Raw genomic sequence first — 25,031 nt, 5'->3', positions numbered from 1 at the left:
CAACCTACCGGCCGCCGAAAGGCACTCCGAGGGAGGTCAGGCGCTCCTCGCCTCCGTCGAGGGCGGTGAGCACCCAGGCGCCGTCGGGGGTGAGCGTGAAGGTGTGCTCGTAGTGCGCGGCCCAGCGGCCGTCGTCGGTCACGACCGTCCAGTCGTCCTCGAGGACCGAGGTCTCGCGGGTCCCGAGCGTGATCATCGGCTCGACCGCGAGGGCCAGCCCGCGCTCCAGCTTCGGGCCGCGCCCGGGCCGGCCGAAGTTGGGCACGTTGGGCGGCTGGTGCATGGCGGAGCCGATGCCGTGGCCGGTGTACTCCTCGACGATGCCGTAGTCGCCCTGCGCCCGCACGTGCTGCTCGACGGCGTGGGAGATGTCGGTCACGCGCCCGCCGAGCCGCGCGGCGGCGATGCCGGCCCACATGGCGTCCTCGGTGACCCTCATCAGGGAGGAGACCTCGTCGGGCACCGCGCCGATGGCGACCGAGATCGCGGCGTCGCCGTGCCAGCCGTCGACGATGGCGCCGCAGTCGATCGAGACCAGGTCGCCCTCGGCCAGCACGCGGTCACCCGGGATGCCGTGCACCACCTCGTCGTTCACCGAGGTGCAGATCGACCCGGGGAAGCCGTGGTAGCCCAGGAACGACGGGGTGGCGCCGTTGCTGCGGATGTGGTCCTCCGCGATCGCGTCGAGCTCGCGGGTGGTGATCCCGGCGTGCACCGAGCCGCGCAGCAGCTCGAGCGTGCGGCCCACGACGAGGCCCGCGGCGCGCATGCCGTCGATCTGCTCCGGGGTCTTGATCTCGACCCCACGCTCGCGCCAGCCCATCGCTCGACGGCTCCCGGTCCGCCGGTCAGCTCTCGGGGATGACGTCGAGGGCGTCGAAGATCCGCTTGGTGACCTCGTCGACCTCGCCCATGCCGTCGACCTCGACGAGGAGGCCGCGGGCGCGGTAGACGTCGATGAGGGGCGCGGTCTGCTCCGTGTAGACCTCCTGGCGGCGCCGCACGACGTCCTCGGTGTCGTCGGCACGGCCCTCGACCTGCGCGCGCTGCAGCAGCCGGCCGACCAGCTCGTCCTCGACCACGGTGAGCACGACGACGGCGTCGAGACGGTGGCCGGTGGCGACGATCATGTCGTCGAGCTCCTCGACCTGGGCCAGCGTGCGCGGGTAGCCGTCCAGCAGGAAGCCCGGGGTGGCGTCCGCCTCGCCGATCCGGTTGCGGACCATGCGGTTGGTGACCTCGTCGGGGACGTACTCCCCCGCGTCCATGTAGCGCTTCGCCTCGACCCCGAGCGGCGTGCCCTGGGAGACGTTGGCGCGGAAGATGTCGCCGGTGGAGATCGCCGGGATCCCGAAGTGCTCGGCCACGAACTTGGCCTGGGTCCCCTTGCCGGCCCCGGGCGGGCCCATCATGATCAGGCGCATCGGTAGGGGCTCTCCTTCTGCCTGGCCCGCGGCGGCGCACCAGCCACAGGTCGTCGTCGGTGCCCCGATCCTCGCCCATCCGGGCACCGGGTGGCGAATCGGGGTCCGGGCGCGAGACAGCCGACGACGACGTGCGCCGCCGGCTGTGCGGGCCTCAGCGCAGGAAGCCCTCGTAGTTGCGCTGCTGGAGCTGGCTCTCGATCTGCTTGAGCGTGTCGAGCGCCACACCCACCATGATCAGGATCGAGGTCCCGCCGAACGGGAAGTTCTGGTTGGCCCCGATCAGGACCAGGGCTACCAGCGGGATCATCGAGATCGTCCCGAGGTAGAGCGACCCCGGTGCGGTCAGGCGGGAGAGCACGTAGGAGAGGTAGTCCTCGGTCGGCTTGCCGGCGCGGATGCCCGGGATGAAGCCGCCGTACTTCTTCATGTTGTCCGCGACCTCGGCCGGGTTGAACGTGATCGAGACGTAGAAGTAGCAGAAGAAGATGATCAGCGCGAAGTAGGCGATCATGTAGAGCGGGTGGTCGCCCCGCACGAGGTACTTGCTGATCCACTCCACCCAGACCGCGTCGCTGTTCTGGTTGAACTGCACGGCCATCGCCGGCAGGTAGAGCAGCGAGGACGCGAAGATGACCGGGATGATGCCGGCCTGGTTCACCTTGAGCGGGATGTAGGTCGAGCTGCCGCCGAACATCTTGCGGCCGACCATGCGGCGGGCGTACTGCACCGGGATCCGGCGCTGCGCCTGCTCCATGAAGATGACGGCGGCCACGACCAGCAGGCCGATGCCGATCACGACGGCGAAGATCCACCAGCCCTTGGTCTTCTGGACCTGCCACAGCGTGGCCGGGAAGGTGGCGACCACCTGGGTGAAGATCAGCAGCGACATGCCGTTGCCGATGCCGTGCTCGGTGATCAGCTCGCCGAGCCACATGATCACGGCGGTGCCGGCGGTCATGGTGACGACCATGACCATGAAGGTCGTCGTGCCCTGGCTGACGAGGAGGTTCTCCTCGCAACCGGTGATCAGGTTGCCGGAGCGGGCCAGCGCGACGATGCCGGTGGCCTGCAGGACCGCGAGGCCCAGCGTGAGGTAGCGGGTGTACTGGGTGATCTTCTGCTGGCCGGCCGAGCCCTCCTTCTTCAGCGCCTCGAGCCGTGGGATCACCACGACGAGCAGCTGCAGGATGATGCTGGCGGTGATGTAGGGCATGATCCCGAGCGCGAAGATCGTCAGCTGTAGCAGCGCGCCACCCGAGAACAGGTTGATCAGGCTGTAGATGCCGTCGTTCTGGACGTCGTTCAGGCAGGACTGCACGTTGCCCACGTCGACGCCGGGAGCCGGCACCTGGCTGCCGAGCCGGAAGAGGGTGATGATCAGCAGGACGAACAACAGCTTGCGCCGCAGGTCCGGGGTACGGAAAGCGTTTCCGAACGCGCTCAGCACGACATCCTCTTTCTCCGGGCCTGGATCGGGGCGGGGTGCGGCCCACGCACGTCTCCCGCGAGGACCCGAGGAAGCCTAACAGGCGGCCCCGAGGCCGGTGGGTGTGCGGCGGGGCGCGGCCCGCCCGTCGTACGGACGGGAAGGACGCGCCCCGGCGCCTGGTACATCTGGTCGATCAGGCCACGGTGGCGGAGCCGCCGGCAGCCTCGATCTTCTCCTTGGCGGACGACGAGAACGCCTGCGCGGTCACGTCGACCTTGACGCTGATGTCGCCCTGGCCGAGCACCTTGACCGGGTGGCCGCCGCGGACGGCGCCCTTGGCGACGAGGTCCTCGACGGTGACGGTGCCACCCTCGGGGAACAGGTCGCCCAGCCGGTCGAGGTTCACGACCTGGAACTCGACCTTGAACGGGTTCTTGAAGCCCTTGAGCTTCGGCAGCCGCATGTGGATCGGCATCTGGCCGCCCTCGAAGGACGCGGGCACCTGGTAGCGGGCCTTGGTGCCCTTGGTGCCGCGGCCGGCGGTCTTGCCCTTGGAGCCCTCACCGCGACCCACACGGGTCTTGGCGGTCTTGGCGCCGGGGGCCGGACGCAGGTGGTGGAGCTTGAGCGTCATGTCAGTCGACCTCCTCGACCGTCACCAGGTGACGGACGGTGTGGACCATGCCGCGGATCTCCGGGCGGTCCTCCTTGACGACCACGTCGCCGATCCGCTTGAGACCGAGCGTGCGCAGGGTCTCGCGCTGGTTGGCCTTGCAGCCGATCGTGGACTTCTTCTGCTGGACCTTGAGCTGCGCCATCAGGACTGCACCTCCGCGGTGCCGGCCGGCACCTCGGCGCGCGCCCTGAGCAGCGCCGCCGGGGCGACGTCCTCGACGGGCAGGCCACGACGGGCCGCCACGGCCTCGGGCTGCTCGAGCATCCGCAGCGCCTCGACGGTCGCGTGCACGATGTTGATCTGGTTGGACGACCCGAGCGACTTGCTGAGGACGTCGTGGACGCCGGCGCACTCGAGGACCGCACGCACCGGGCCACCCGCGATCACACCGGTACCAGGAGCGGCGGGACGCAGCAGCACGACGCCTGCGGCCTTCTCGCCCTGGACCGGGTGCGGGATGGTGCCCTGGATGCGCGGGACCTTGAAGAAGTGCTTCTTGGCCTCCTCGACGCCCTTGGCGATCGCGGCCGGCACCTCCTTGGCCTTGCCGTAGCCGACGCCGACCATGCCGTCGCCGTCACCCACGACCACGAGGGCGGTGAAGCTGAAACGACGACCACCCTTCACGACCTTGGCGACACGGTTGATCGCAACGACGCGCTCGATGTAGGCGGTCTTGTCGGACTGGTTGCCGCGACGGTCGTCGCGACGGCCCGACTGGCGCTCGCCACCGCGCTGTCCGCGCTGGGCTCCGCTCATGAGACTTTCCTCTTCCTTTGGTACGGGGTTGCGATCAGAAGGTCAGGCCGCCCTCGCGGGCGCCGTCGGCCAGGGCCGCGACGCGACCGTGGTACTTGTTGCCGGCGCGGTCGAAGACCACGCTGTCGATACCGGCCGACTTGGCGCGCTCGGCGACGAGCTCGCCGACCTTGCGGGCCTTGGCGGTCTTGTCGCCGTCGGTGGCCCGCAGGTCCGCCTCCATCGTCGAGGCGTAGGCCAGGGTCTTGCCGACGTTGTCGTCGACGACCTGCACCGTGATGTGCCTCGACGAACGGGTGACCACCAGACGCGGACGCTCGGCGGTGCCGGCGACCTTCTTGCGCCCACGGACCTGGCGGCGCAGGCGCGACCGGGTGCGAGCGGCGGTGTGCTTGTTGTGGGACAGGGAGATGCCCATGGTCACTTACCAGCCTTTCCGACCTTGCGGCGGATGTGCTCACCCGCGTAGCGAACGCCCTTGCCCTTGTACGGCTCGGGCTTGCGCAGCTTGCGGATGTTCGCGGCGGTCTCGCCGACCAGCTGCTTGTCGATGCCCTGGACGCCGAGCCGGGTGGGCCCGTCGACCGTGAAGGTGATCCCCTCGGGCGCGTTGAACGTGATCGAGTGCGAGTACCCGAGCTGGAACTCCAGCTGGGTCGGGCCCTTCGACAGCACGCGGTAGCCGACGCCGACGATCTCGAGCTTCTTCTCGTAGCCCTCGGTCACGCCGACGACCATGTTGTTGATCAGCGTCCGGGTCAGGCCGTGCAGCGAGCGGGCCTCCCGCTCGTCGTTCGGGCGCTTGACCTCGAGGACACCGTCGTTCTTCTCCACGGTGATCGGGTTTGCCACGGTGTGGGACAGGGTGCCCTTGGGGCCCTTGACCGTCACGAGGCGCTCGTCGATGGCGACGTCGACTCCCGACGGCACCGCGATGGGCAGCTTGCCAATGCGCGACATGCTCGTTCTCTCCTTCGCAGGTGGTCGGGGGTCACCAGACGTAGGCGAGGACTTCCCCACCCACGCCCTTCTGGTTCGCCTGGCGGTCGGTCAGCAGACCCTGGCTGGTCGAGATGATGGCGACGCCGAGGCCGCCGAGCACCTTGGGCAGCCCGGTGCTCTTGGCGTACACGCGCAGACCGGGCTTGCTGATGCGGCGCACGCCCGCGATCGAGCGCTCCCGGTTGCGGCCGTACTTCAGGGTGATGGTCAGCGTCTTGCCGACGGCCGGCGAACCGTCCGCGGCGACGTTGTCCTGCACGTCGTAGGAGGTGATGTAGCCCTCCTGCTTCAGGATGTCGGCCACGCCCTGCTTGAGCTTGCTGTACGGCATCGCCACCGAGTCGTGGTACGCCTGGTTGGCGTTGCGCAGACGGGTGAGCATGTCTGCGATCGGGTCAGTCATCGTCATGATGGGTTTCTTTCTCGTCGTGGTTTCGCCCCGCACCGTGGCCGGGCGACCTGCAACGTGTGTGAGGGGATTACCAGGAGGACTTGGTGACGCCGGGCAGCTCGCCGCGGTGCGCCATCTCCCGCAGGCAGATGCGGCACAGGCCGAACTTGCGGTAGACGGCCTTGGGCCGGCCGCAGCGCTGGCAGCGGGTGTACCCGCGGACAGCGAACTTCGGCTTGCGGGCCGCCTTCACCTTGAGCGCGGTCTTCGCCATGTCAGTTCTCCTTGAAGGGGAAGCCGAGCTGCTTGAGCAGCGCGCGACCCTCGTCGTCGTTGGTGGCGGTGGTCACGACCGTGATGTCCATGCCCCGCTGCCGGTCGACCTTGTCCTGGTTGATCTCGTGGAACATGACCTGCTCGGTCAGGCCGAAGGTGTAGTTGCCGCGGCCGTCGAACTGCCGGGGCGAGAGGCCGCGGAAGTCACGGATGCGCGGCAGCGCCAGCGACAGCAGCCGGTCGAGGAACTCCCACATCCGGTCGCCGCGCAGCGTGACGTGCGCGCCGATCGGCATGCCCTCGCGCAGCTTGAACTGCGCGATGGACTTGCGGGCCTTGGTGACCTGCGGCTTCTGGCCGGTGATCGCGGTCAGGTCGCGGATCGCGCCCTCGATCAGCTTGGAGTCGCGAGCCGCCTCGCCGACGCCCATGTTGACCACGATCTTGGTCAGGCCGGGCACCTGCATGACGTTCTTGATGTCGAACTCGGACTGCAGCGCGGGGATGATCTCCTCGCGGTAGCGCGTCTTGAGCCGAGGGGAGACCTTCTCGGTCGTCGTCTCGGTCATCAGATCTCCTTGCCGGTCTTGCGCGAGATGCGCACGCTGCGGTGCGCGGTGTACGTCGAGCCGTCGGGGCGGCGCTTGGTGACCTCGTCACGGCGGTAGCCGACCCGGGTCACGCCGTCACCGTCGACGAGCATCACGTTGGACACGTGGATCGGCGCCTCGGCGGTGATGATCCCGCCGGTGTTGCCGGCACGGCCACCGGTCTGCACGACCTTGGTGTGCCGCTTGACCCGGTTGACGCCCTCGACGATCACCCGCTGCTCCTCGCGGAGCACCTGGATCACCTTGCCCTCGGCGCCCTTGTCCTTGCCGGAGATCACCTTGACGGTGTCGCCCTTCTTGATCTTCACGAACTTCTTCGGCATCACAGCACCTCGGGAGCGAGAGAGATGATCTTCATGAACTTCTTCTCGCGCAGCTCGCGGCCCACGGGGCCGAAGATGCGCGTGCCGCGCGGCTCGCCGTCGGACTTGAGGATCACCGCGGCGTTCTCGTCGAAGCGGATGTAGGAACCGTCGGGGCGGCGGCGCTCCTTGACGGTGCGCACGACCACGGCCTTGACGACGTCACCCTTCTTGACGTTGGCGCCGGGGATCGCGTCCTTGACGGTGGCGACGATGACGTCGCCGATCCCGGCGTAGCGGCGACCCGAGCCACCGAGAACCCGGATGCAGAGGATCTCCTTCGCACCGGTGTTGTCGGCGACCTTGAGCCGCGACTCCTGCTGAATCATCGATATCTCCTGGTTGTCGAGCCGGTTCTCACCACTCCACGAGTGGGGAGCCTTGCCGAACTGGGTGGATTACTTGGCGCGCTCGAGGACCTTGACGACGCGCCAGCGCTTGGTGGCCGACAGCGGGCGGGTCTCCATGATCAGGACCCGGTCACCGATGCCACAGTCGTTCTGCTCGTCGTGGGCCTTCAGCTTGGACGTACGGCGCAGGACCTTGCCGTACAGCGCGTGCTTGACGCGGTCCTCGACGGAGACGACCACGGTCTTGTCCATCTTGTCGGACACGACCAGGCCCTCACGCACCTTGCGAGCGTTGCGCTCGACCTTCTCGCTGGACTGCTCGCTCATGCGGCACCACCCTCGTTGTTGCTGGAGCCCGGGATGCTGCGGATGCCGAGCTCGCGCTCGCGCACCACGGTGTAGATCCGGGCGATGTCCTTCTTGACCGTGCGGAGCCGGCCGTGGCTCTCCAGCTGGCCGGTGGCCGCCTGGAAGCGGAGGTTGAACAGCTCCTCCTTGGCCTCGCGCAGCTTGGACTCGAGGTCGGTGTCGGTCATCTCGTCGAGCTCGTGAGCGGTTGCCATCAGAATTCACCTGCCTCACGGGAGACGAAGCGGCACTTCATGGGGAGCTTGTGCATCGCGCGGCGCATCGCCTCGCGAGCCACGTCCTCAGAGACGCCGGACAGTTCGAACATGACACGGCCGGGCTTGACGTTGGCCACCCACCACTCGGGGGAGCCCTTGCCGGAGCCCATGCGGGTCTCCGCCGGCTTCTTGGTCAGCGGGCGGTCGGGGTAGATGTTGATCCACACCTTGCCGCCACGCTTGATGTGGCGGGTCATCGCGATACGGGCCGACTCGATCTGGCGGTTGGTCACGTAGTGACCCTCGATCGCCTGGATCCCGAAGTCGCCGAACGCGAGGCGGGTGCCGCCCTTGGCCGCACCGGTCCGCTTGGGGTGGTGCTGCTTGCGGTGCTTGACACGACGGGGCATCAGCATGGGTCAGCCCTCCTTGCCGGACTCGGCGGAGGCGGCCGGAGCAGCAGACTCGGTCTGCGCCGGGGCCTCCGCAGCGGGAGCCTCGGTCGCACGGTCCGCCCGCGTGGGACGGTCGCCGCGCGAGCCGCGGGTCGGGCGGTCGCCACGGCCACCACCCGGCCGGCCGCCGCGACCGGGGACACCGGCGCGGGCAGCAGCCTGGGCCTGGCGCTCGGCACGCGTGCCGGCGACCTCACCCTTGTAGATCCAGACCTTCACGCCGATCCGGCCGAAGGTCGTGCGGGCCTCGTAGAAGCCGTAGTCGATGTCGGCGCGCAGGGTGTGCAGGGGCACGCGGCCCTCGCGGTAGAACTCGGTGCGCGACATCTCGGCGCCGTTGAGGCGGCCGGAGCACTGGATCCGGATGCCCTGGGCACCGGAGCGCATCGAGGTCTGCATCGCCTTGCGCATGGCGCGACGGAACTGCACGCGTCCCGAGAGCTGCTCGGCGACACCCTGGGCGACCAGCTGCGCGTCGATCTCGGGGTTCTTGACCTCGAGGATGTTCAGCTGGACCTGCTTGCCGGTGAGCTTCTCGAGCTCGCCACGGATGCGGTCGGCCTCGGCGCCGCGGCGACCGATGACGATGCCCGGGCGCGCGGTGTGGATGTCGACGCGGACCCGGTCACGGGTGCGCTCGATCTCCACCTTCGAGATGCCGGCCCGCTCCATGCCCTTGGAGAGCAGCTTGCGGATCGCGACGTCCTCGCCGACGTACGACTTGTAGAGCTTGTCGGCGTACCACCGGCTCTTGTGGTCGGTCGAGATGCCGAGGCGGAAGCCGTTCGGGTTGATCTTCTGGCCCATCAGGCCTTCCGTCCCTTCTTCTTGGACGCCACCTCGGCCGGCTGGACGACCAGGGTGATGTGGCTCGTGCGCTTGAGGATCCGCGTCGCGCGGCCCTGGGCGCGGGGGCGCCACCGCTTCATCGTCGGACCCTCGTCGACCTGGGCGACCGAGACCACGAGGTCGTCGGTGGCCAGGCCCTCGGTGGTCTCGGCGTTGGCGACCGCGCTCTCGAGGACCTTGTAGACGGTCTCGGAGGCGGCCTGCGGCGCGAACTGCAGCAGGGCCAGGGCCTCGTCGACCGGCAGGCCGCGGACCATGTCCACGACGCGGCGGGCCTTCATCGGCGTGATCCGGACGTAGCGTGCGCTCGCGAAGGCACCCGGCTGGTCGCCGAGCAGCGACTCGCGGCGGGCGCTGGTGCGCCGGCGCTCGGTGACACTCATCGACGTCGTCCCTTCCGGTCGTCCTTCACGTGCCCGCGGTAGGTGCGGGTGGGGGCGAACTCCCCGAGCTTGTGGCCGACCATCGCGTCGGTCACGAAGACCGGGACGTGCTTGCGGCCGTCGTGCACGGCGATCGTGTGGCCGATCATGGCCGGGACGATCATCGAGCGACGCGACCAGGTCTTGATGACGTTGTGGCTGCCCTTGTCGTTCTCGGCGTCCACCTTCTTCATCAGGTGGTCGTCGACGAAGGGGCCCTTCTTCAGGCTGCGAGGCATGTCGTTTACTTCCTACCCTTGCCGGTCTTGCGGCGACGGATGATCTGGGAGTCGGAGGCCTTGCGCTTGCGCGTGCGGCCCTCGGGCTTGCCCCACGGCGAGACCGGGTGGCGACCACCCGACGTCTTGCCCTCGCCACCGCCGTGCGGGTGGTCGACCGGGTTCATGACGACACCGCGGACGGTCGGGCGCTTGCCCTTCCAGCGCATGCGGCCGGCCTTGCCCCAGTTGATGTTCGACTGCTCGGCGTTGCCGACCTCGCCGATGCTGGCGCGGCAGCGGACGTCGACGAACCGCATCTCGCCGGACGGCATGCGCAGCGTGGCGCGCGAGCCCTCCTTGGCGACGAGCTGGGCGGAGTTGCCGGCCGAGCGGGCGATCTTGGCGCCGCCACCGGGACGCAGCTCCACGCAGTGGATCGTCGTACCGACGGGGATGTTGCGCAGCGGCAGGTTGTTGCCCGGCTTGATGTCGGCACCGGGGCCGGCCTCGACCGGGGTGCCCTGCTCGAGACCCTTCGGCGCGATGATGTAGCGCTTCTCGCCGTCGACGTAGTGCAGCAGCGCGATGCGCGCGGTGCGGTTGGGGTCGTACTCGATGTGCGCGACCTTGGCGGGCACGCCGTCCTTGTCGTAGCGACGGAAGTCGATGATCCGGTACGCCCGCTTGTGGCCGCCGCCCTGGTGCCGGGTGGTGATCCGGCCCTGGTTGTTGCGGCCGCCCTTCTTGGGCAGCGGACGGGTCAGCGACTTCTCCGGCGTGGTCCGGGTGATCTCGACGAAGTCGGCGACGGACGCGCCGCGACGGCCCGGCGTGGTCGGCTTGTACTTGCGAATAGCCATGTCAGTTCCCTGTCAGAGCCCGGTCAGGAGACCGGACCTCCGAAGATGTCGATGCGGTCGCCCTCGGCGAGGCTGACGATCGCCCGCTTGGTGTTGGCGCGCTTGCCGGTGCCGTAGCGGGTGCGGCGCGTCTTGCCCTGGCGGTTGATGGTGTTCACCGAGGTCACCTTGACGTTGAAGATCTTCTCGACCGCGATCTTGATCTCGGTCTTGTTGGCGTCCGGGCGCACGATGAACGTGTACTTGTTGGCGTCGAGGAGGCCGTAGCTCTTCTCGGACACCACCGGCGCGATCAGGATGTCGCGGTGGTCCTTGTGCAGCGTGCTCACTCGGAGGCCTCCTCAGCGGTCTCGGCCTTCTTCGCGGTGGCCTTCTTGGTCGCGGTCTTCTTGGCCGCAGCCTTCTTGACCGGCTTCTCCTCGGCGTCGTCCGAGGACGCGGCCGCCTTCTTGGCCGCGGTCTTCTTCGCCGCCGCCTTCTTGGCCGGCTTCTCCTCGACCTCCGCCTCGGGAGCGGTCAGGCCCTTGCTGCCGAGGAACGCGTCGAACGCGCCCTTGGTGAAGACCACGTCGTCGGAGGCGAGGACGTCGTAGGTGTTGAGCTGGTCGACGGCCACGATGTGCACCTGCGGCGCGTTGCGCAGCGACAGCCAGGTCACGGCGTCGTGGCGCTCGAGCACCAGCAGGTAGCGGTGGCGGTCGGTGAGCCCGGTGAGCGAGGCCAGCGCGGCCTTGGTCGACGGCGTGTCACCGGTGACCAGGCCCTCCACCACGTGCACGCGACCGTTGCGCGCCCGGTCGGTGAGGGCACCGCGGAGGGCGGCGGCCTTCATCTTCTTGGGCGTGCGCTGGGCGTACGAGCGCGGCTGCGGGCCGTGGACGGTGCCACCGCCGGCGAACTGCGGCGCGCGGGTCGAGCCCTGGCGGGCCCGACCGGTGCCCTTCTGCTTGTAGGGCTTGCGGCCACCGCCGCGGACCTCGCCGCGGGTCTTGGTGGCGTGCGTGCCCTGGCGGGCGGCGGCCTGCTGCGCGACCACGACCTGGTGGATCAGCGGAACGCTGACCTCGGCGTCGAAGATCTCGGCGGGCAGGTCGACCTTGAGGGTCTTCACGGTCATCGGGCGACCTCCTGGTTCCGCTTGGCGGCCGAGCGGATCACCACGACCCCGCCCTTGGGGCCGGGAACGGCGCCCTTGAGCAGGATGAGGCCCTTCTCGGTGTCGACGGAGTGGACGGTGACGTTCTGGGTGGTGACGGTGTCGTTGCCCATCCGGCCAGCCATCCGCACGCCCTTGAAGACGCGGCCGGGGGTGGCGCACGCGCCGATCGAGCCCGGCTTGCGGTGGTTGCGGTGGGCACCGTGCGAGGCGCCGACGCCGGAGAAGCCGTGACGCTTCATCGTGCCGGCGAAGCCCTTGCCCTTGCTGGTGCCGGTCACGTCGACCTCGTCGCCCGCGGCGAAGGTGTCGACCGCGATCTCGTCGCCGACGGTGAACTCACCGGCGGCAGAGGTGCGGATCTCGACCAGGTGGCGGCGCGGGGTGGTGCCGGCCTTGGCGAAGTGGCCCGCCTGCGGCTTGGTCACCTTGCGGCCGTCGATCTCGCCGTACCCGACCTGGATGGCCTGGTAGCCGTCGGTCTCGGGCAGGCGGACCTGGGTCACCACGTTGGTCGTGGCGGACACGACGGTCACGGGCACGACGCGGTTGTTCTCGTCCCAGAGCTGGGTCATCCCGAGCTTGGTGCCCAGGATGCCCTTCAGGTTGCGTTCGGTAGTCATGTCTGAAGACCTCAGAGCTTGATCTCGATGTCGACGCCGGCAGGCAGGTCGAGGCGCATGAGCGAGTCGACGGTCTTCGGCGTGGGGTCGATGATGTCGATGAGGCGCTTGTGGGTGCGCATCTCGAAGTGCTCGCGGGAGTCCTTGTACTTGTGGGGCGAGCGGATCACGCAGTACACGTTCTTCTCGGTCGGCAACGGCACCGGGCCGGCGACCTTGGCACCCGTGCGGGTGACCGTGTCCACGATCTTGCGCGCCGAGGTGTCGATCACCTCGTGGTCATAGGCCTTGAGCCTGATGCGGATCTTCTGTCCCGCCATAGGTCTCTCTCGTCCTCTTCGCGTTGGTCTCGCACTGTTCCGTCACCAGGCAGTGCCACGTGCAGGTCCCGTCTCGAGCACCCCCGGGTGAGGGTTCCCGCCTGTTTCTCGCCTCCACCGCCGACCCCCGAGGTCGGGCGTGTCGTGCTGGTTGGGCACAACACGAGGACGGGGGTCCTGCAGTTGTTGGTGGCGCCCGACGGTTCGTCGGGCCGATCGGGTCTCCTGGTGCGGTGCGGCCGCACGCCAGCACTGATCACCTCGAGGAGACGCGATTCAGGATTCAAGCGATGCCGCACCCCGGCAACCCGCCGGAGCAACCGGACCATCTTGGCAGAGGTCGCCGGATACGCCAAATCCGATCGGCACGGGGTGGGACACGCCGTCCGAGGGGCCCCGAACCCGCCTCACCCGTCCCAGGAGTACCACCCGACCCGTGAGCGAGGCAGGATGGGCCGGGTGATCGACCCGCACCCCCTCTGGGACTTCGACGACCCCGCCGGGTCCGAGCAGCGTCTGCGCGAGGCCGCCTCCGCCGCGGCCGGCGGCGACCGCCTCGCCTGGGAGACGCAGGTGGCGCGCGCACTCGGCCTCCAGGAGCGGTACGACGAGGGGCACGCGCTGCTCGACGAGGTCGCGGGCGGCGACGCTACCGGCGAGGTCGCCGTGCGCGTGGCGCTCGAGCGCGGCCGGCTGCACCGCTCCGCCGGCGACCCGGGGACGGCCCGGCCCCTCTTCGACGAGGCGGCGCGGCTGGCGGCCGACGCGGGGCTCGACGAGCTGCACGTCGACGCCCTGCACATGGTCGCGCTGGTGGTGAGCCCGGAGGAGTCCCTCGCGGTGGGACGGCACGCGCTCGACGTGGCGCGCGCCTCGACCGACCCGCGGGCCCGCGACTGGGACGCCTCGCTGCTCAACAACCTCGGGATGACGCACGCCGACGCCGGCGACCACGTCGCCGCGCTCGTCTGCTTCGAGGAGGCCCTCGAGGCCCGGGAGCGGATCGGCGACGTCGGGCGGACCCGCGTGGCCCGCTGGATGGTCGCCTGGTCGCTGCGCCACCTCGGCCGCACCGCCGAGGCGCTCGCGATGCAGCAGGCCCTCCGGGCGGAGCTGGCCGCGGACGGCGAGCACGATCCCTTCGTCGACGAGGAGATCGCGCTCCTCGGGGGCGGCCCGGGCTGACCCGGCGTCGGTCCCGCCACGGACGGCACTGCACCTGACAGGATGTGCGCGTCGCCGACGGAGCGGCAGCGAGGGGGCGTGGATGTCCGGGAACGAGTCGGGCGGGACGTGGTACCCGCCGCCCGGGTACCAGGAGCAGCCACCGCCCGCGTACGCCGCCCCTCCGCCCGGTCCCGCGCAGCCCTACCCGGCACCGCAGTGGTCGCCGCCGCCCGGGATGCTCGGCGCCGCGCACAAGCCCGGCGCGATGCCCCTGCGGCCGCTGGGCCTCGGCGACATCTACGACGCGGCGTTCCGCATCATCCGCTTCAACCCCCGGGCCACTGTGGGCTCGGCGGTGCTGGTGGCCGCCGTGGCGATGACGGTGCCGGTCGTGATCACCTCGGTGCTGACCTGGACCGTCGGGCTGTCGTTCGACGACCCCAACGGCGACTTCACCCAGGCGGAGGGCCTCGCAGCGGTCACCTCGGTCGGCTCGCTGGTGCTGGGCCTCGTGCTGCAGTACCTCGGCACGATCCTGGTGACCGGCATGATCGCCCGGGTGACCGCGGCGGCGGCGGTCGGCCGGCGGCTGTCGCTGGGCGAGGCCTGGGCCGAGACGCGCGGCAAGCGCTGGCGGCTGGTCGGGCTGACCCTGCTCATCGGGCTGGCGTCGTTCGCCCTCTTCGCCGCCTACACGGCCCTCTGGGTCGTCGTGGTCGTGGCCGGTGACGCCACGACGATCGTGGTGTTCGGGCTGGTCACGGTGCCGGCGTTCATCGCGCTCGGGGTCTGGCTGTGGGTGCGGTACGCCTACCTGCCCGTGCCGGCGCTGATGCTCGAGGACGTCGGCGTGGTCGGGGCGCTCGGACGCGCCTACCGGCTCACCGCGCGGCAGTTCTGGCGGACCTTCGGCATCGCGCTGCTGACGATGGTGATCGTGGGTGTCGTGGGCCAGGTCGTCTCGGTGCCGCTCTCGTTGATCGGTCAGGTCGTCTCGCTGGGCCTGGGGCCCGAGTACGAGCTCCTGGGGCTGGTCGTGGTGCAGGCGGCGACCACCGTGCTCGTGGCCGCCTTCGTCACGCCGTTCCAGACGGCCGTGGCGTCGGTGCAGTACCTCGACCAGCGCATGCGCAAGGAGGCCTACGACGTCGAGCTGATGGCACGAGCGGGGATCACCGCGTCGTGAACCCCGCTCTCGGGCCGCTCGCGGCCCGGCTCGTCGACCCCCCGGTGACGCCGTCGCCCGACGAGGCCCGGTCGCAGGTGGGGCGAGAGCTGCTGCGGCCGGAGTACCACGAACAGAACGTCGTCGAGCGGATGATCGTGTGGCTGCAGCGGGTGCTCGACGGCTGGGTGACCGCGGCCGCCGGTGCGCCGCCGCTGGTGACGCTGGCGTGGATGGTGGTGGGGCTGGCCCTCGTCGTGGGCCTGGTGCTGCTGCTCTCACGCGTCCGCCGGCGGCCCACGGCGGCGCAGCCCGCGGGACCGCTCGACGTCGCCGCCACCTCGGCGAGCGAGCTGCGGCGGCGCGCGCAGGAGGCCCTCGACGCCGGGCGGGCGGAGGAGGCGCTGCTCGACGGCTTCCGGGCGCTCGCCGTGCGCCAGGTGGAGCGGCACCGGCTCGACGACGCCCCCGGCGCGACCGCGGACGAAGTGGCCTCGACGCTGGGCTCGACGTACCCCGAACGGCGCGCCGCGCTGGACGACTCGGCGCGGCTGTTCGACCTCGTGCTCTACGGTCACCGGCCGGCGACGCCGGAGCAGGCGGCGGGTGTGCTCGCCCTCGACGACGAGCTCGCGCGATGACCTCGTGGGTCGCGCGGCACCGCGCCGGTGCGCTGGTCGCGCTCGGCGCGGTCGTCGCGGTGGTGGTGGTCGCGCTCGGCGCGGGTGGGGCGCGGACCGGCGGGCGCTACGACCCCGACAACCCCGGGCCGTACGGCGCGCAGGCGGTGGCGCGGGTGCTCGAGCAGCAGGGCGTCGACGTCACCGTGGCCCGCGGGGCCGACGAGCTGGCCGGGGCGCGGCTCGACGCCGACACCACGGTCGTCGTCACCAGCACCGAGGAGCTCGGCCGCCGTACGGGGAAGGACCTGCTCCGGCGCGCCTCCGGCACCCACCGCGTGGTGCTCGTGGAGCCCGGACCGGGCCTGGTCCAGGCGCTCCGCCTCGGGCCGCTGCCCGCGACGGTCACGGTCGGCGGCGGGCGGGACGCTGCCTGCACCGACCCGACGTTCGAGGGCCTGCGGGTCTCCGTCGACACCGCCCTCGCCTTCCCGGGCGAGGGCTGCTTCCCCGGCGACGTCGGCGCGCTGGTGGCCGAGCGTGACGGCGTGACGCTGTTCGGGCCCGGACAGGCGCTGACCAACGACCAGGTGCTGCGCGGCGACAACGCGGCCGCCGCCCTGCGCGTGCTCGGCGGGAGCGACCGGCTGGTCTGGTACGTCCCGAGCGTCGCGGACCTCGGGCCCGGCGACGGCGTCGGCCTCGGCACGCTGCTGCCCGACTGGCTCGGGCCGGCCCTGTGGCTGGTCGCGCTCGCGGCGGTCGGGCTCGTGGTGTGGCGGGCGCGGCGCCTCGGCCCGCTGGCCACCGAGCCCCTGCCCGTCGTGGTCAAGGCGATCGAGACCACGCGCAGCCGCGGCCGGCTCTACCGCAGGTCCCGTGACCGCGCACACGCCGCCGACACGCTCCGCGCCGCCGCCCGCAGGCGCCTGCGGGAGCGCCTGCGCCTCGGCGCCGGTGACGAGATGACGCTGCTGCGCGAGGTGGCGCGTCGTACGGACCGATCGCTCGACGAGGTCGTCGCCCTGCTCGGCCCCGCCCCACCGCCCCCGACCGACAGCGCCCTGGTGGCGCTGGGCATCGACCTGACCGCGCTCGACCAGGAGGTACGACACCCATGACCGACCCCACGACCGAGCGGCCGGCCGGCACGGGCGACCACGCCCGCGAGCGGCTCTCCGCGGTCCGCCACGAGGTGGCCAAGGCCGTCGTCGGCCAGGACGCGGCGGTGTCCGGGCTGCTGGTTGCGCTGCTGTGCGGCGGCCACGTGCTGATGGAAGGTGTGCCCGGGGTCGCCAAGACGCTGCTGGTGCGCAGCCTCGCGGCGGCGCTGTCGGTGGACACGCGGCGGGTGCAGTTCACGCCCGACCTGATGCCCGGCGACATCACCGGCTCGATGGTGATCGACAGCCACCGCGGCGAGCTCAGCTTCCGCGAGGGGCCGCTGTTCACCAACCTGCTCCTGGCCGACGAGATCAACCGGACGCCGCCCAAGACGCAGTCGGCCCTGCTCGAGGCGATGGAGGAGGGGCAGGTCTCGGTCGACGGCGTCTCGCGGCCGCTCCCCCGCCCGTTCCTGGTCGCCGCGACGCAGAACCCGATCGAGTACGAGGGCACCTACCCGCTGCCCGAGGCGCAGCTCGACCGGTTCCTCCTCAAGGTGGTGCTGCCGGTGCCGGGGCGCGACGACGAGCTCGCCGTCGTACGACGGCACGCGGCGGGGTTCGACCCGCGCGACCTCGGCGCCGCGGGCGTGACCGCGGTGGCCGGCGCCGACGACATCCACGACGGTCAGGTCGCGGTGGGCGGGGTGCAGGTCTCCGACGAGGTCGCGGGGTACGTCGTCGACATCGCGCGGGCCACCCGGCAGTCGCCGTCGCTGAGCCTCGGCGTCAGCCCGCGTGGCGCGACCGCCCTGCTGCGCAGCTCGCGCGCCTGGGCCTGGCTCAACGGCCGCGACTTCGTGACGCCCGACGACGTGAAGTCGGTCGCCCACGCCACGCTCGTGCACCGGCTCGGGCTGCGCCCCGAGGCCGAGCTCGAGGGCGTGGACGTCGGGCAGGTGCTGGCCTCCGCGCTCGGCTCGGTGCCGGTGCCGCGGTGAGCGAGGTCTGATGGCGGTCTCCGGGCGGTTCCCGCTCCTGCTCCTGCTGGGGCTGGTGCCGGTCGTGCTGCGCCCGCACGCCTCGACGGTCTGGTTGTGGCTGCTGCTGGTGGCGGTGCTCGCGGTCGCCGACTGGGTGCTCGCCCCGGCGCCGTCCGTGGTCACCGTCGAGCGGGTGCCGACCGGGTCGGTGCGGCTCGGCGACCCGACCTGGAGCGACCTGCGGGTCAGCGTCACCGGCGGCAGGCGCGTGCGCGGCGTGCTGCGCGACGCCTGGCAGCCGTCGGCCGGGGCGACCGGCAACCGGCACCGCCTCGACCTCCGCCCCGGCGACCGCGAGGTGCTGCGCACCCCGCTGCGCACGCGCCGGCGCGGCGACCTGCGCGCGCTCGGCGTGACCGTGCGCACCCGCGGGCCGCTGGGCCTGGTCGCGCGGCAGCGCACACGCGACGTACCGGGCCGGGTGCGGTCGGTGCCGCCGTTCGAGTCGCGCAAGCACCTGCCGAGCCGGCTGGCCCGGCTGCGCGAGCTCGACGGCCGCTCGGCGCTGCGGGTGCGCGGGCAGGGTACGGAGTTCGACTCGCTGCGCGAGTACGTCCGCGGCGACGACGTCCGGTCGATCGACTGGCGCGCGACGGCGCGCAACCGCAACGTCGTGGTGCGCACCTGGCAGCCCGAGCGCGACCGGCGCGTGGTGCTGGTGCTCGACACCTCCCGCACCTCCGCCGGCCGCGTGGACGACGTGCCGCGGCTCGACTCGGCGATGGACGCCGCCCTGCTGCTCGCCGCGCTCGCCGCCCGGGCCGGCGACCGCGTCGACGTCGTCGCCGGCGACCGGCGGGTGCGCACGCGGCTGCGGTCCGCGGGCGGGCGCGACGTCGCTGCCCGCCTGCAGGACGCGATGGCCGACCTCGAGCCCGTGATCGCGGAGGCCGACTGGACGGCGCTGGCCGGCGCGGTCACCGGGCTCGGGCGGCAGCGCGCGCTGGTCGTGCTGCTCACGCCGCTGGAGGCCGCGGCGGTGGAGGAGGGCCTGCTGCCGGTGCTGCCGACGCTGACCCGGCACCACCGGGTGGTCGTCGCCTCGGTGCGCGACCCGGAGCTCGAGCGGCTGGCGCGGACGCGGGGCTCGCTCGACGAGGTGTACGACGCGGCCGCGGCCGAGCAGGCGCTCGAGCGGCGACGTCGTACGGCCGAGCTGCTGCGGGCGCTCGGCGTCGACGTGGTCGACGCCGACGCGGAGCGGCTGCCCCCGGCGCTGGCCGACCACTACCTCGAGCTCAAGGCCTCCGGCCGGCTCTGAGCGGCGGCGTCAGGCCTGGGTCGCGACGCGGTCCTCGAGCAGGGCGTCGTCGAGGTCGCCGGTGGCTCCCCGCGAGACGGCCGCGCGGCCGAGGACGAAGACGTAGGCGAAGAAGCAGAGCTCGGCGGTGACGCCGATGCCGATCCGCGCCCAGGTGGGCAGCGGGGAGGGGGTCACGAACGCCTCGATCAGGCCGCTCACGAACAGCACCGCGACCAGGCCGAGCGCGACCGTGCCCGCCGTACGTCCCTCGTGGGCGAGCGACTGTGAGCGCGTGCGCCCACGGGGCTCGACCCACGCCCAGAACAGCCGCAGCCCGACGCCCGCGGCGACGAACACCGCCGTGAGCTCGAGCAGGCCGTGCGGGAGGATCAGCCCCCAGAACCGCTCGCCGGCTCCCTCGCGGTGCATGATCGAGCCGATGATCGCCAGGTTGGACAGGTTCTGGAACAGCAGCAGCACGATCGGGAAGCCGAGGATCCCGAGGGCGATGCACAGGGCCGCCACCCAGGCGTTGTTCACCCACACCTGCGCGGCGAAGTGGCTCGCGGTGTACTCGCTGTAGTAGCCCTCGAAGTCCTGGCCGACGAGCCGGTCCACCTCACGCGGGGAGAGCATCGACTGCTGGACGTTGGGGTGCTGCAGCAACCAGACCATCATCACCGCGGTCGCGGCGACCGAGGCCGCCATCGTGGCCAGCCACCACCGGCGCAGGCGGTAGAGGGCGGCGGGGAACCGCTCGGTGAAGAACAGCGCCACCCCGCGCCAGGTGCCGACGCGGGCCCCGGCCGCACGGTGGCGGGCGCGCCCGAGCAGGGAGGACAGGTGGGCGACCAAGGTCGGGTCCGCAGCCGAGGTGCGCACGACGGACAGGTGGGTGGCGACCCGCTGGTAGCGCTCGACCAGCTCGTCGCTCTCCGCCCCCGACAGCCGCCGCTGCTTGACCAGCTGCTCGAGCCGCTCCCACTCCGCCCCGTGCGCCTGCACGTACGCGTCGACGTCCACGGCGCCCACCCTACGCACTCCCCCACCCCGCCGAGGTGGGAGAAATGGTCACGCGAGGTGGGAGAAATGGTCACCCGAGGTGGGAGGAATGGTCACCACTTCTCCCACCTGGGACCGCCATTTCTCCCACCTCGCGCCGCCATTTCTCCCACCTCGGCGGCCTAGGGTGTGGGGGGTGGAGCTGAGGCTGGGGGACGGGCGGACCGTGCAGGTGTGGGACGGCGGGTCGCGGGTCGCGGGTGCGCCGGTGGTGGTCTTCTTCCACGGGTGCCCGGACACCCGGTGGGCGGCGATGACGGGGCACCAGGCCGCGGTGAGGGCGGGGGTCCGGCTGGTGTGCGCCAATCGGCCGGGGTACGGCGCGTCGACTGCGGCGGCGACCACCCACACCTCGGTGGCCGACGACGCGCTCGCGGTCGCCGACCTGCTCGGCGCCGGGGAGCTCGCGGTGCTCGGCATGTCGGTGGGCGGGCCCTACGCGCTGGCCACGGCCGCGCGGGCGCCAGGGCGGGTACGGGCCGCGGCCGTGGTGGCCGCGCCCGGCGACCTGCCCGAGCAACGGCAGCCGGGCAGCGCCGAGGAGGTCGTGGAGCGCTCGCGTCCCGAGTACGCCGCGTGGTGCGCGCAGGTGCTCGCCGACGACGCCGACTCCCCGGACGACGCGGCACTCGCCGGCCGGTTCCTCGCGGGTCTGCCCGGGCCCGACGCCGCCCTGCTCGCGGCGTACGGCGACGCGTGGGTGGCGGCGTCGCTGCGCGAGGCGCTCGCCCAGCCCGAGGGCTTCCTCCGCGACGCCGCCGTGACCTTCGGCGTGTGGGACTTCGCAGTCGAGGACGTCACCTGCCCGACCAGCCTCTGGTGCGGCGCGGCCGACACCAACGCCCCGCCCGAGAACGGCGACGCGCTCGCCGCCCGGCTCCCCGACGCCCACCTGCACCTCGGCGCCACGACGCACCTCGCCACGCTGCTGACCCGGTGGGACGAGGTGCTCGAGCACCTACGATGAGCCGGTGCCCGCCGAGTTCGCCACCGTCACCGCCGACGACCTCGTCACCGGCGAGGCCGTGGCGCTCGACCTGCCGCCCGCGGGCCTCGGCACCCGGGCGGCCTCGGGCCTGATCGACGTCGCCGTCACGCTGCTGCTGTTCGTCGGCGTGCTCGTGGTCGCGCTGGTCGCCTCGATCCCGACCGACAAGGCACTCGTCCAGGTCGCCGTGATCGGCAGCACGGTGCTGGTCTTCATCGCCTACCCCACGACCCTCGAGACGCTGACGCACGGCAAGTCGCTGGGCAAGCTCGCGCTCGGCCTGCGCGTGGTGCGCGACGACGCCGGGCCGGTGACGGTGCACCAGTCGTTCGTGCGGGCCCTGATCGGGGTCGTGGAGATCTACCTGCTCACCGGGGCGCCGGCGCTGCTGTCGGCGCTGGTGAGCAGCAAGGGCAAGCGCCTCGGCGACCACGCCGCCGGCACCTACGTCGTGCGCGAGCGGGTGCGCCTCGAGCTGCCGCCACCTCCCTCGATGCCGCCGCCGCTGGCCGCGTGGGCCCGCACCGCCGACATCGCCTCCCTGCCCGCCGGACTCGCGCTGGCGGTGCGCCAGCTGGTCGGACGGTTCCCGACGATCGACCCGGCGACCCGGCGCGCCCTGGCCGACCGGCTCGCCGCCGAGGTCGCGCCGTACGTCGCGCCCGCGCCGCCGCGGGGCACCCCGCCCGAGGCGTTCCTCACCGCGGTCCTCGCGGCGCGGCGCGAGCGGGACACCGCCCGCTTGCGCCGCGAGGACGAGCTGCGGCGCCGGCTCACCCGTCGAAGGTGACCTGCCCGAAGCTGCTCTGGGGCGGCGTCAGGTCGACGCAGGTGCCGTCGGAGACCTCGCAGGCGTAGACCCGGGTCGAGCCGTTCGCCAAGGTCGCCACCAGCGCGGTGTCGTCGTCGGCCCACCCCGCCGCCTGCGGGGTCCCGAGCACGTCGACGTTCTCCAGGCCCTCGGCGGGCGACCAGATGCTGAAGACCGGGGGCTCGGCGTTCAGGTCGAGGACCGTGAGGTACTTGCCGTCCGGCGAGAGGGTCGCAGTGCCCTCGAACGAGCGGAGCTCGGTCTTCTCACCCGGGCCGATCTCGTAGACGACGCTGTCGGTCCAGCCGGCCACCGCGACCCGCGCGCTGGTGGCCGTGGACAGCCAGCCGTCCCCGTCGGCCGGCGGGTCGAACCGGATGTCGCGGTCGGTCGCGCCCAGCGTGAGCCCGTGCTCCTCGGCCACCAGCGGGAAGCCGGTCCCCTGCGCGACGTCGGTGAGGTAGCGGGTCCCGGTGAGCTCGTCGGTGCCCCAGGTGCGCTGGTCCCCGGCCTCGAGGTCGACGACCGTCACCTTCTCATCCAGGTCGACCCAGCCGACCCACCGGCCGTCGGCGGAGAGCGCGGCGCTCTGCACCGGGCCGTCGTGGGGCAGGTCGTCGGAGCGCTCGAACCGCCAGCCGCCCGGACCCTCGCCGCTGGTCGAGGCGTGCCACCGGACCAGGTGGCTGTTGCCGTCGATCGCCCAGATGTCCTCGTTCGTCGCGCCGAGCAGCTCCTCGACCCGGCCGTCGAGCTCGTGGGTCACCCCCGTCGGGTCCACGGCCACGAGCCGTCCGTCCGCGACGAACACCGCGGGCTTGTCGAGCTGGCCGTCGAGCGCGACGGACGGGGACGGTCCCGGTGCGGCGGGGTCGACGGCACCCTGGACGCCCTCGCGCACCTGGGGTACGGCGAGGAAACCGACCGCGGCGACCGCGGCAGCGGCCAGCCCGGCGACCGCGACCCGGCCCGTCGTCCGACGGCGCCGCTGCGAGCGCAGCTCGCGCTCGAAGGCAACCCGATCGATGGCGGGGGCCTGCGTGGCGGCGCCGACCTGGTGCAGCGCCTCGCTGATGTCGGTGATGGTCATGACAGCTCCTCGGTCAGCTCGAGGGAGGGAAGTGCCTGGCGCAGGCGCGCGATGGCGTGGTGGGTGGCGCTCTTGACCACGCCCTCGGAACAGCCGAGCTCGCGCGCGGTCTCGCCCACGGACAGGTCCTCGAAGTAGCGCAGCACGAGCGTGGCCCGCATCTTGGGTGGCAGGCGTCGTACCTCCTGCCACAGCGCGAGGTGGTCCGCGCGCACGCCGATCTGGTCGAAGCCCTCGTCGGGCAGCTCGCCGCGCACGACCTCGCGGTCGCGGCGGCGCCAGTGGCGCTGGGCGTCGTTGAGCATCGCCCGACGCACGTAGGCGTCGGCGGCGCCCTTGTCGCGGATCTTCGACCAGCGCAGGCAGGTGCCTGCCATGGCCGACTGGAGCAGGTCCTCGGCGTCGTGGCGGTTGCCGGTGAGCAGGTACGCCGTGCGGTAGAGCGGCTGCCACCGTGCGGCCATGAACTCCTCGAAGGCGAGCTCCTGGTCGGGCACGTCCGTTCCTCTCCGTTGCGTGGTGGGGGTCACTGGGTAAGGAGCCGCCCGTACCCCGCCAGGTTGCGTGGAGACGCGGATTCGTCCCCTGTCACATCGAGTCGGTGACCGGCTCGTCGAGGTCGTCGCGGGCCGGCACCGAGTCCGGCGCGACCGGCTCGGGCCGTGCGCGCGGGATCAGCAGGCACAGCCCGGCCGCCGCGACGCAGAGCAGGCCGGCGGTGATCCACGCGGCGAAGTAGTCGCCCTGCGCCTGGCGGATCCAGCCGGCGAAGCTCGCGGCCACCCCCGCCCCGACCATGTGGGAGGCGAACACCCAGCCGAAGACGACGCCCGACCGCTCGATGCCGAAGTGCTGGCGGCACAGCGTCACGGTCGGCGGCACGGTGGCCACCCAGTCGAGGCCGTAGAAGAGGATGAACACGAAGAGGCTGGGCTCGACGTGCGGCGACAGCAGGTAGGGGACGACGAGCAGCGACAGCCCGCGCAGGAAGTAGTAGGCGAACAGCAGGTAGCGGCTGTCGACCCGGTCGGTGAGCCAGCCGCTGGCGACGGTCCCGACGATGTCGAAGACCCCGATCAGCGCGAGCAGGCTCGCGCTGGTCGTGGCCGGCATGCCGTGGTCGTGCGCGGCGGGGATGAAGTGGGTGCCGATCAACCCGTTGGTCGACCAGCCGCAGATCCAGAAGGTCGCCATCAGCAGCCAGAAGGTGGGCACGCGGGCGCTCTCGCGCAGCGTGCGCAGGGCCATCCGCGCGGCCCCGGTCCGCACGACCCGCGGCGTCGGCACGGCGGCCGAGTCGTCACCGTACGGCGTCAGGCCGACGTCGGCGGGGACGTCGCGCAGCACCAGCCAGCAGACCGGCACCAGCAACAGCGCGAACGCCGCCACCAGCCCGGCGGCCCACCGCCAGCCCGGGCCGTCGGCGAGGCGGGCGATCAGCGGCAGGAAGACCAGTTGCCCCGTCGAGCTCGCGGCCGAGAAGACGCCGATGACCAGCCCGCGGTGACGCACGAACCAGCGGTTCGCCACGATGGCGCCGAAGACCAGGGCCAGCGAGCCGGTGCCGATGCCGACCGCGAAGCCCCACAGCACCCACAGCTGCCACGGCTGCGTCATCACCAGCGTCAGCCCGGAGCCGAGCGCGACCAGGAGCAGCGACAGCGGCACCACCCGCCGGATCCCGAACCGCTCCATGAGCGCCGCCGCGAACGGCGCCGTGAGCCCGTAGACGACCAGGTTGAGCGAGACTGCGCCGCTCGTGGTGGCCCGCGACCAGCCGAAGTCGGCCTCGAGCGGCTCGAGCAGCGCCCCCGTCGACGAGCGGAAACCGGCCGCCGCCACCAGGGCGGCCATGGTGACTGCGGCGACCCACCACGCCCGGTGGACGGCCCGCCGGCCCGGGTGCGGGGCGGTGCGGACGGCGACGGTCACCACGGGATCCTACGGTCGCGCCACGGGGCGCAGGGCACGCGATCCTGCCGAC

At 71.9% G+C, this 25,031-nt stretch carries 36 protein-coding genes; 8 read left to right on the top strand and 28 right to left on the bottom strand.

Annotation, left to right across the window (positions count from 1 at the left end):
* Positions 1-4: 4 nt before the first annotated feature.
* The 24 genes from map to rpsJ form a co-directional block, all read right to left on the bottom strand.
* Positions 5-823 (bottom strand): type I methionyl aminopeptidase, encoded by an 819-nt coding sequence (map, locus tag ACFPGP_RS04365; protein WP_378587381.1) that lies wholly within the window; start codon positions 821-823, stop codon positions 5-7.
* A 25-nt stretch (positions 824-848) separates the two neighbouring features.
* Positions 849-1,424, bottom strand: a complete 576-nt coding sequence (locus ACFPGP_RS04360) for an adenylate kinase (protein WP_378587378.1) — start codon at positions 1,422-1,424, stop codon at positions 849-851.
* A 154-nt stretch (positions 1,425-1,578) separates the two neighbouring features.
* The gene (secY, locus tag ACFPGP_RS04355) at positions 1,579-2,874 is read right to left on the bottom strand and encodes a preprotein translocase subunit SecY (RefSeq protein ID WP_378587375.1); all 1,296 of its coding nucleotides are present in this window, start codon (positions 2,872-2,874) and stop codon (positions 1,579-1,581) included.
* 175 nt (positions 2,875-3,049) lie between these two features.
* Positions 3,050-3,490, bottom strand: coding sequence for a 50S ribosomal protein L15 (gene rplO / locus ACFPGP_RS04350; protein WP_378587372.1), 441 nt, complete (start codon positions 3,488-3,490; stop codon positions 3,050-3,052).
* A gap of 1 nt (position 3,491) precedes the next feature.
* Entirely contained in the window at positions 3,492-3,674 is a 183-nt protein-coding gene (gene rpmD / locus ACFPGP_RS04345; RefSeq protein ID WP_165228353.1) for a 50S ribosomal protein L30, read from the bottom strand.
* Positions 3,674-4,291: a 30S ribosomal protein S5 gene (gene rpsE, locus ACFPGP_RS04340; protein WP_378587368.1), complete on the bottom strand. Its 618-nt coding sequence runs from the start codon at positions 4,289-4,291 to the stop codon at positions 3,674-3,676. Before rpsE ends, rpmD begins: the two co-directional genes overlap by 1 nt.
* A gap of 34 nt (positions 4,292-4,325) precedes the next feature.
* Positions 4,326-4,709: a 50S ribosomal protein L18 gene (gene rplR / locus ACFPGP_RS04335; RefSeq protein ID WP_378587365.1), complete on the bottom strand. Its 384-nt coding sequence runs from the start codon at positions 4,707-4,709 to the stop codon at positions 4,326-4,328.
* Positions 4,710-4,711: 2 nt separating this feature from the next.
* Positions 4,712-5,251: a 50S ribosomal protein L6 gene (gene rplF / locus ACFPGP_RS04330; protein WP_378587363.1), complete on the bottom strand. Its 540-nt coding sequence runs from the start codon at positions 5,249-5,251 to the stop codon at positions 4,712-4,714.
* 31 nt (positions 5,252-5,282) lie between these two features.
* Entirely contained in the window at positions 5,283-5,702 is a 420-nt protein-coding gene (rpsH, locus tag ACFPGP_RS04325) for a 30S ribosomal protein S8 (RefSeq protein ID WP_378587361.1), read from the bottom strand.
* A 70-nt stretch (positions 5,703-5,772) separates the two neighbouring features.
* Positions 5,773-5,958, bottom strand: a complete 186-nt coding sequence (locus ACFPGP_RS04320) for a type Z 30S ribosomal protein S14 (protein WP_011757321.1) — start codon at positions 5,956-5,958, stop codon at positions 5,773-5,775.
* A 1-nt stretch (position 5,959) separates the two neighbouring features.
* Positions 5,960-6,529 (bottom strand): 50S ribosomal protein L5, encoded by a 570-nt coding sequence (gene rplE / locus ACFPGP_RS04315; RefSeq protein ID WP_378587358.1) that lies wholly within the window; start codon positions 6,527-6,529, stop codon positions 5,960-5,962.
* Positions 6,529-6,894: a 50S ribosomal protein L24 gene (gene rplX / locus ACFPGP_RS04310; protein ID WP_465263246.1), complete on the bottom strand. Its 366-nt coding sequence runs from the start codon at positions 6,892-6,894 to the stop codon at positions 6,529-6,531. Before rplX ends, rplE begins: the two co-directional genes overlap by 1 nt.
* A complete protein-coding gene (rplN, locus tag ACFPGP_RS04305; protein ID WP_378587355.1) occupies positions 6,894-7,262 on the bottom strand; it encodes a 50S ribosomal protein L14 in 369 nt (122 codons plus the stop codon). The genes rplX and rplN overlap by 1 nt, the downstream gene beginning before the upstream one ends.
* A 69-nt stretch (positions 7,263-7,331) precedes the next feature.
* Positions 7,332-7,610 carry a 30S ribosomal protein S17 gene (gene rpsQ, locus ACFPGP_RS04300; RefSeq protein WP_378587352.1) on the bottom strand — a complete coding sequence of 93 codons (279 nt, stop codon included), beginning with the start codon at positions 7,608-7,610 and terminating at the stop codon, positions 7,332-7,334.
* The gene (gene rpmC, locus ACFPGP_RS04295) at positions 7,607-7,846 is read right to left on the bottom strand and encodes a 50S ribosomal protein L29 (RefSeq protein WP_378587350.1); all 240 of its coding nucleotides are present in this window, start codon (positions 7,844-7,846) and stop codon (positions 7,607-7,609) included. The genes rpsQ and rpmC overlap by 4 nt, the downstream gene beginning before the upstream one ends.
* On the bottom strand, positions 7,846-8,265 hold the full coding sequence (rplP, locus tag ACFPGP_RS04290) for a 50S ribosomal protein L16 (protein WP_378587349.1): 420 nt from the start codon (positions 8,263-8,265) through the stop codon (positions 7,846-7,848). The genes rpmC and rplP overlap by 1 nt, the downstream gene beginning before the upstream one ends.
* 3 nt (positions 8,266-8,268) lie before the next feature.
* On the bottom strand, positions 8,269-9,111 hold the full coding sequence (gene rpsC, locus ACFPGP_RS04285) for a 30S ribosomal protein S3 (protein ID WP_378587346.1): 843 nt from the start codon (positions 9,109-9,111) through the stop codon (positions 8,269-8,271).
* Entirely contained in the window at positions 9,111-9,536 is a 426-nt protein-coding gene (gene rplV / locus ACFPGP_RS04280; protein ID WP_378587343.1) for a 50S ribosomal protein L22, read from the bottom strand. The genes rpsC and rplV overlap by 1 nt, the downstream gene beginning before the upstream one ends.
* Positions 9,533-9,814: a 30S ribosomal protein S19 gene (gene rpsS, locus ACFPGP_RS04275; RefSeq protein WP_378587340.1), complete on the bottom strand. Its 282-nt coding sequence runs from the start codon at positions 9,812-9,814 to the stop codon at positions 9,533-9,535. The genes rplV and rpsS overlap by 4 nt, the downstream gene beginning before the upstream one ends.
* Before the next feature lie 5 nt (positions 9,815-9,819).
* Entirely contained in the window at positions 9,820-10,656 is an 837-nt protein-coding gene (rplB, locus tag ACFPGP_RS04270) for a 50S ribosomal protein L2 (RefSeq protein ID WP_378587337.1), read from the bottom strand.
* A 23-nt stretch (positions 10,657-10,679) separates the two neighbouring features.
* A complete protein-coding gene (gene rplW / locus ACFPGP_RS04265) occupies positions 10,680-10,985 on the bottom strand; it encodes a 50S ribosomal protein L23 (RefSeq protein ID WP_378587334.1) in 306 nt (101 codons plus the stop codon).
* A complete protein-coding gene (rplD, locus tag ACFPGP_RS04260) occupies positions 10,982-11,773 on the bottom strand; it encodes a 50S ribosomal protein L4 (RefSeq protein ID WP_465263245.1) in 792 nt (263 codons plus the stop codon). Before rplD ends, rplW begins: the two co-directional genes overlap by 4 nt.
* Positions 11,770-12,435, bottom strand: a complete 666-nt coding sequence (gene rplC / locus ACFPGP_RS04255; RefSeq protein ID WP_378587331.1) for a 50S ribosomal protein L3 — start codon at positions 12,433-12,435, stop codon at positions 11,770-11,772. The genes rplD and rplC overlap by 4 nt, the downstream gene beginning before the upstream one ends.
* Positions 12,436-12,446: 11 nt before the next feature.
* Positions 12,447-12,755, bottom strand: coding sequence for a 30S ribosomal protein S10 (gene rpsJ / locus ACFPGP_RS04250; protein ID WP_008360994.1), 309 nt, complete (start codon positions 12,753-12,755; stop codon positions 12,447-12,449).
* Between the two features lie 459 nt (positions 12,756-13,214).
* Between rpsJ and ACFPGP_RS04245 the strand changes: the two genes are divergently transcribed.
* The 6 genes from ACFPGP_RS04245 (at position 13,215) to ACFPGP_RS04220 (ending at position 19,114) form a co-directional block, all read left to right on the top strand.
* On the top strand, positions 13,215-13,940 hold the full coding sequence (locus ACFPGP_RS04245; RefSeq protein ID WP_378587328.1) for a tetratricopeptide repeat protein: 726 nt from the start codon (positions 13,215-13,217) through the stop codon (positions 13,938-13,940).
* A gap of 82 nt (positions 13,941-14,022) precedes the next feature.
* Entirely contained in the window at positions 14,023-15,108 is a 1,086-nt protein-coding gene (locus tag ACFPGP_RS04240) for a DUF7847 domain-containing protein (protein ID WP_378587326.1), read from the top strand.
* A complete protein-coding gene (locus ACFPGP_RS04235; RefSeq protein WP_378587324.1) occupies positions 15,105-15,728 on the top strand; it encodes a DUF4129 domain-containing protein in 624 nt (207 codons plus the stop codon). The genes ACFPGP_RS04240 and ACFPGP_RS04235 overlap by 4 nt, the downstream gene beginning before the upstream one ends.
* On the top strand, positions 15,725-16,828 hold the full coding sequence (locus ACFPGP_RS04230) for a DUF4350 domain-containing protein (RefSeq protein WP_378587321.1): 1,104 nt from the start codon (positions 15,725-15,727) through the stop codon (positions 16,826-16,828). The genes ACFPGP_RS04235 and ACFPGP_RS04230 overlap by 4 nt, the downstream gene beginning before the upstream one ends.
* Positions 16,825-17,811, top strand: a complete 987-nt coding sequence (locus tag ACFPGP_RS04225) for an AAA family ATPase (RefSeq protein WP_378587318.1) — start codon at positions 16,825-16,827, stop codon at positions 17,809-17,811. Before ACFPGP_RS04230 ends, ACFPGP_RS04225 begins: the two co-directional genes overlap by 4 nt.
* A 10-nt stretch (positions 17,812-17,821) precedes the next feature.
* Positions 17,822-19,114 carry a DUF58 domain-containing protein gene (locus tag ACFPGP_RS04220; protein ID WP_378587315.1) on the top strand — a complete coding sequence of 431 codons (1,293 nt, stop codon included), beginning with the start codon at positions 17,822-17,824 and terminating at the stop codon, positions 19,112-19,114.
* Between the two features lie 9 nt (positions 19,115-19,123).
* Here ACFPGP_RS04220 and ACFPGP_RS04215 read toward each other — a convergent pair whose 3' ends face one another.
* On the bottom strand, positions 19,124-20,119 hold the full coding sequence (locus ACFPGP_RS04215; protein WP_378587312.1) for a stage II sporulation protein M: 996 nt from the start codon (positions 20,117-20,119) through the stop codon (positions 19,124-19,126).
* Between the two features lie 175 nt (positions 20,120-20,294).
* Between ACFPGP_RS04215 and ACFPGP_RS04210 the strand changes: the two genes are divergently transcribed.
* Together ACFPGP_RS04210 and ACFPGP_RS04205 are read left to right on the top strand one after the other, a co-directional pair.
* Positions 20,295-21,125 carry an alpha/beta fold hydrolase gene (locus ACFPGP_RS04210; RefSeq protein WP_378587309.1) on the top strand — a complete coding sequence of 277 codons (831 nt, stop codon included), beginning with the start codon at positions 20,295-20,297 and terminating at the stop codon, positions 21,123-21,125.
* Between the two features lie 4 nt (positions 21,126-21,129).
* Positions 21,130-21,936, top strand: coding sequence for an RDD family protein (locus tag ACFPGP_RS04205; protein ID WP_378587306.1), 807 nt, complete (start codon positions 21,130-21,132; stop codon positions 21,934-21,936).
* On the opposite strand, the gene ACFPGP_RS04200 is transcribed toward ACFPGP_RS04205, so the two are convergent.
* From ACFPGP_RS04200 to ACFPGP_RS04190, 3 genes are all read right to left on the bottom strand, one after another.
* Entirely contained in the window at positions 21,920-23,047 is a 1,128-nt protein-coding gene (locus ACFPGP_RS04200; protein WP_378587303.1) for a hypothetical protein, read from the bottom strand. The two genes, ACFPGP_RS04205 and ACFPGP_RS04200, sit on opposite strands and share 17 nt — an antisense overlap.
* Complete coding sequence (locus ACFPGP_RS04195; RefSeq protein ID WP_378587301.1) at positions 23,044-23,544, bottom strand: SigE family RNA polymerase sigma factor; 501 nt, start codon at positions 23,542-23,544, stop codon at positions 23,044-23,046. The genes ACFPGP_RS04200 and ACFPGP_RS04195 overlap by 4 nt, the downstream gene beginning before the upstream one ends.
* A gap of 91 nt (positions 23,545-23,635) precedes the next feature.
* Entirely contained in the window at positions 23,636-24,979 is a 1,344-nt protein-coding gene (locus ACFPGP_RS04190; RefSeq protein WP_378587298.1) for an MFS transporter, read from the bottom strand.
* Between the last annotated feature and the right edge of the window lie 52 nt (positions 24,980-25,031).

It is taken from the genome of Nocardioides taihuensis, assembly GCF_042657275.1.
GTDB classification, from domain to species: domain Bacteria; phylum Actinomycetota; class Actinomycetes; order Propionibacteriales; family Nocardioidaceae; genus Nocardioides; species Nocardioides taihuensis.
This window is presented reverse-complemented; position numbering and strand designations above follow the sequence as displayed.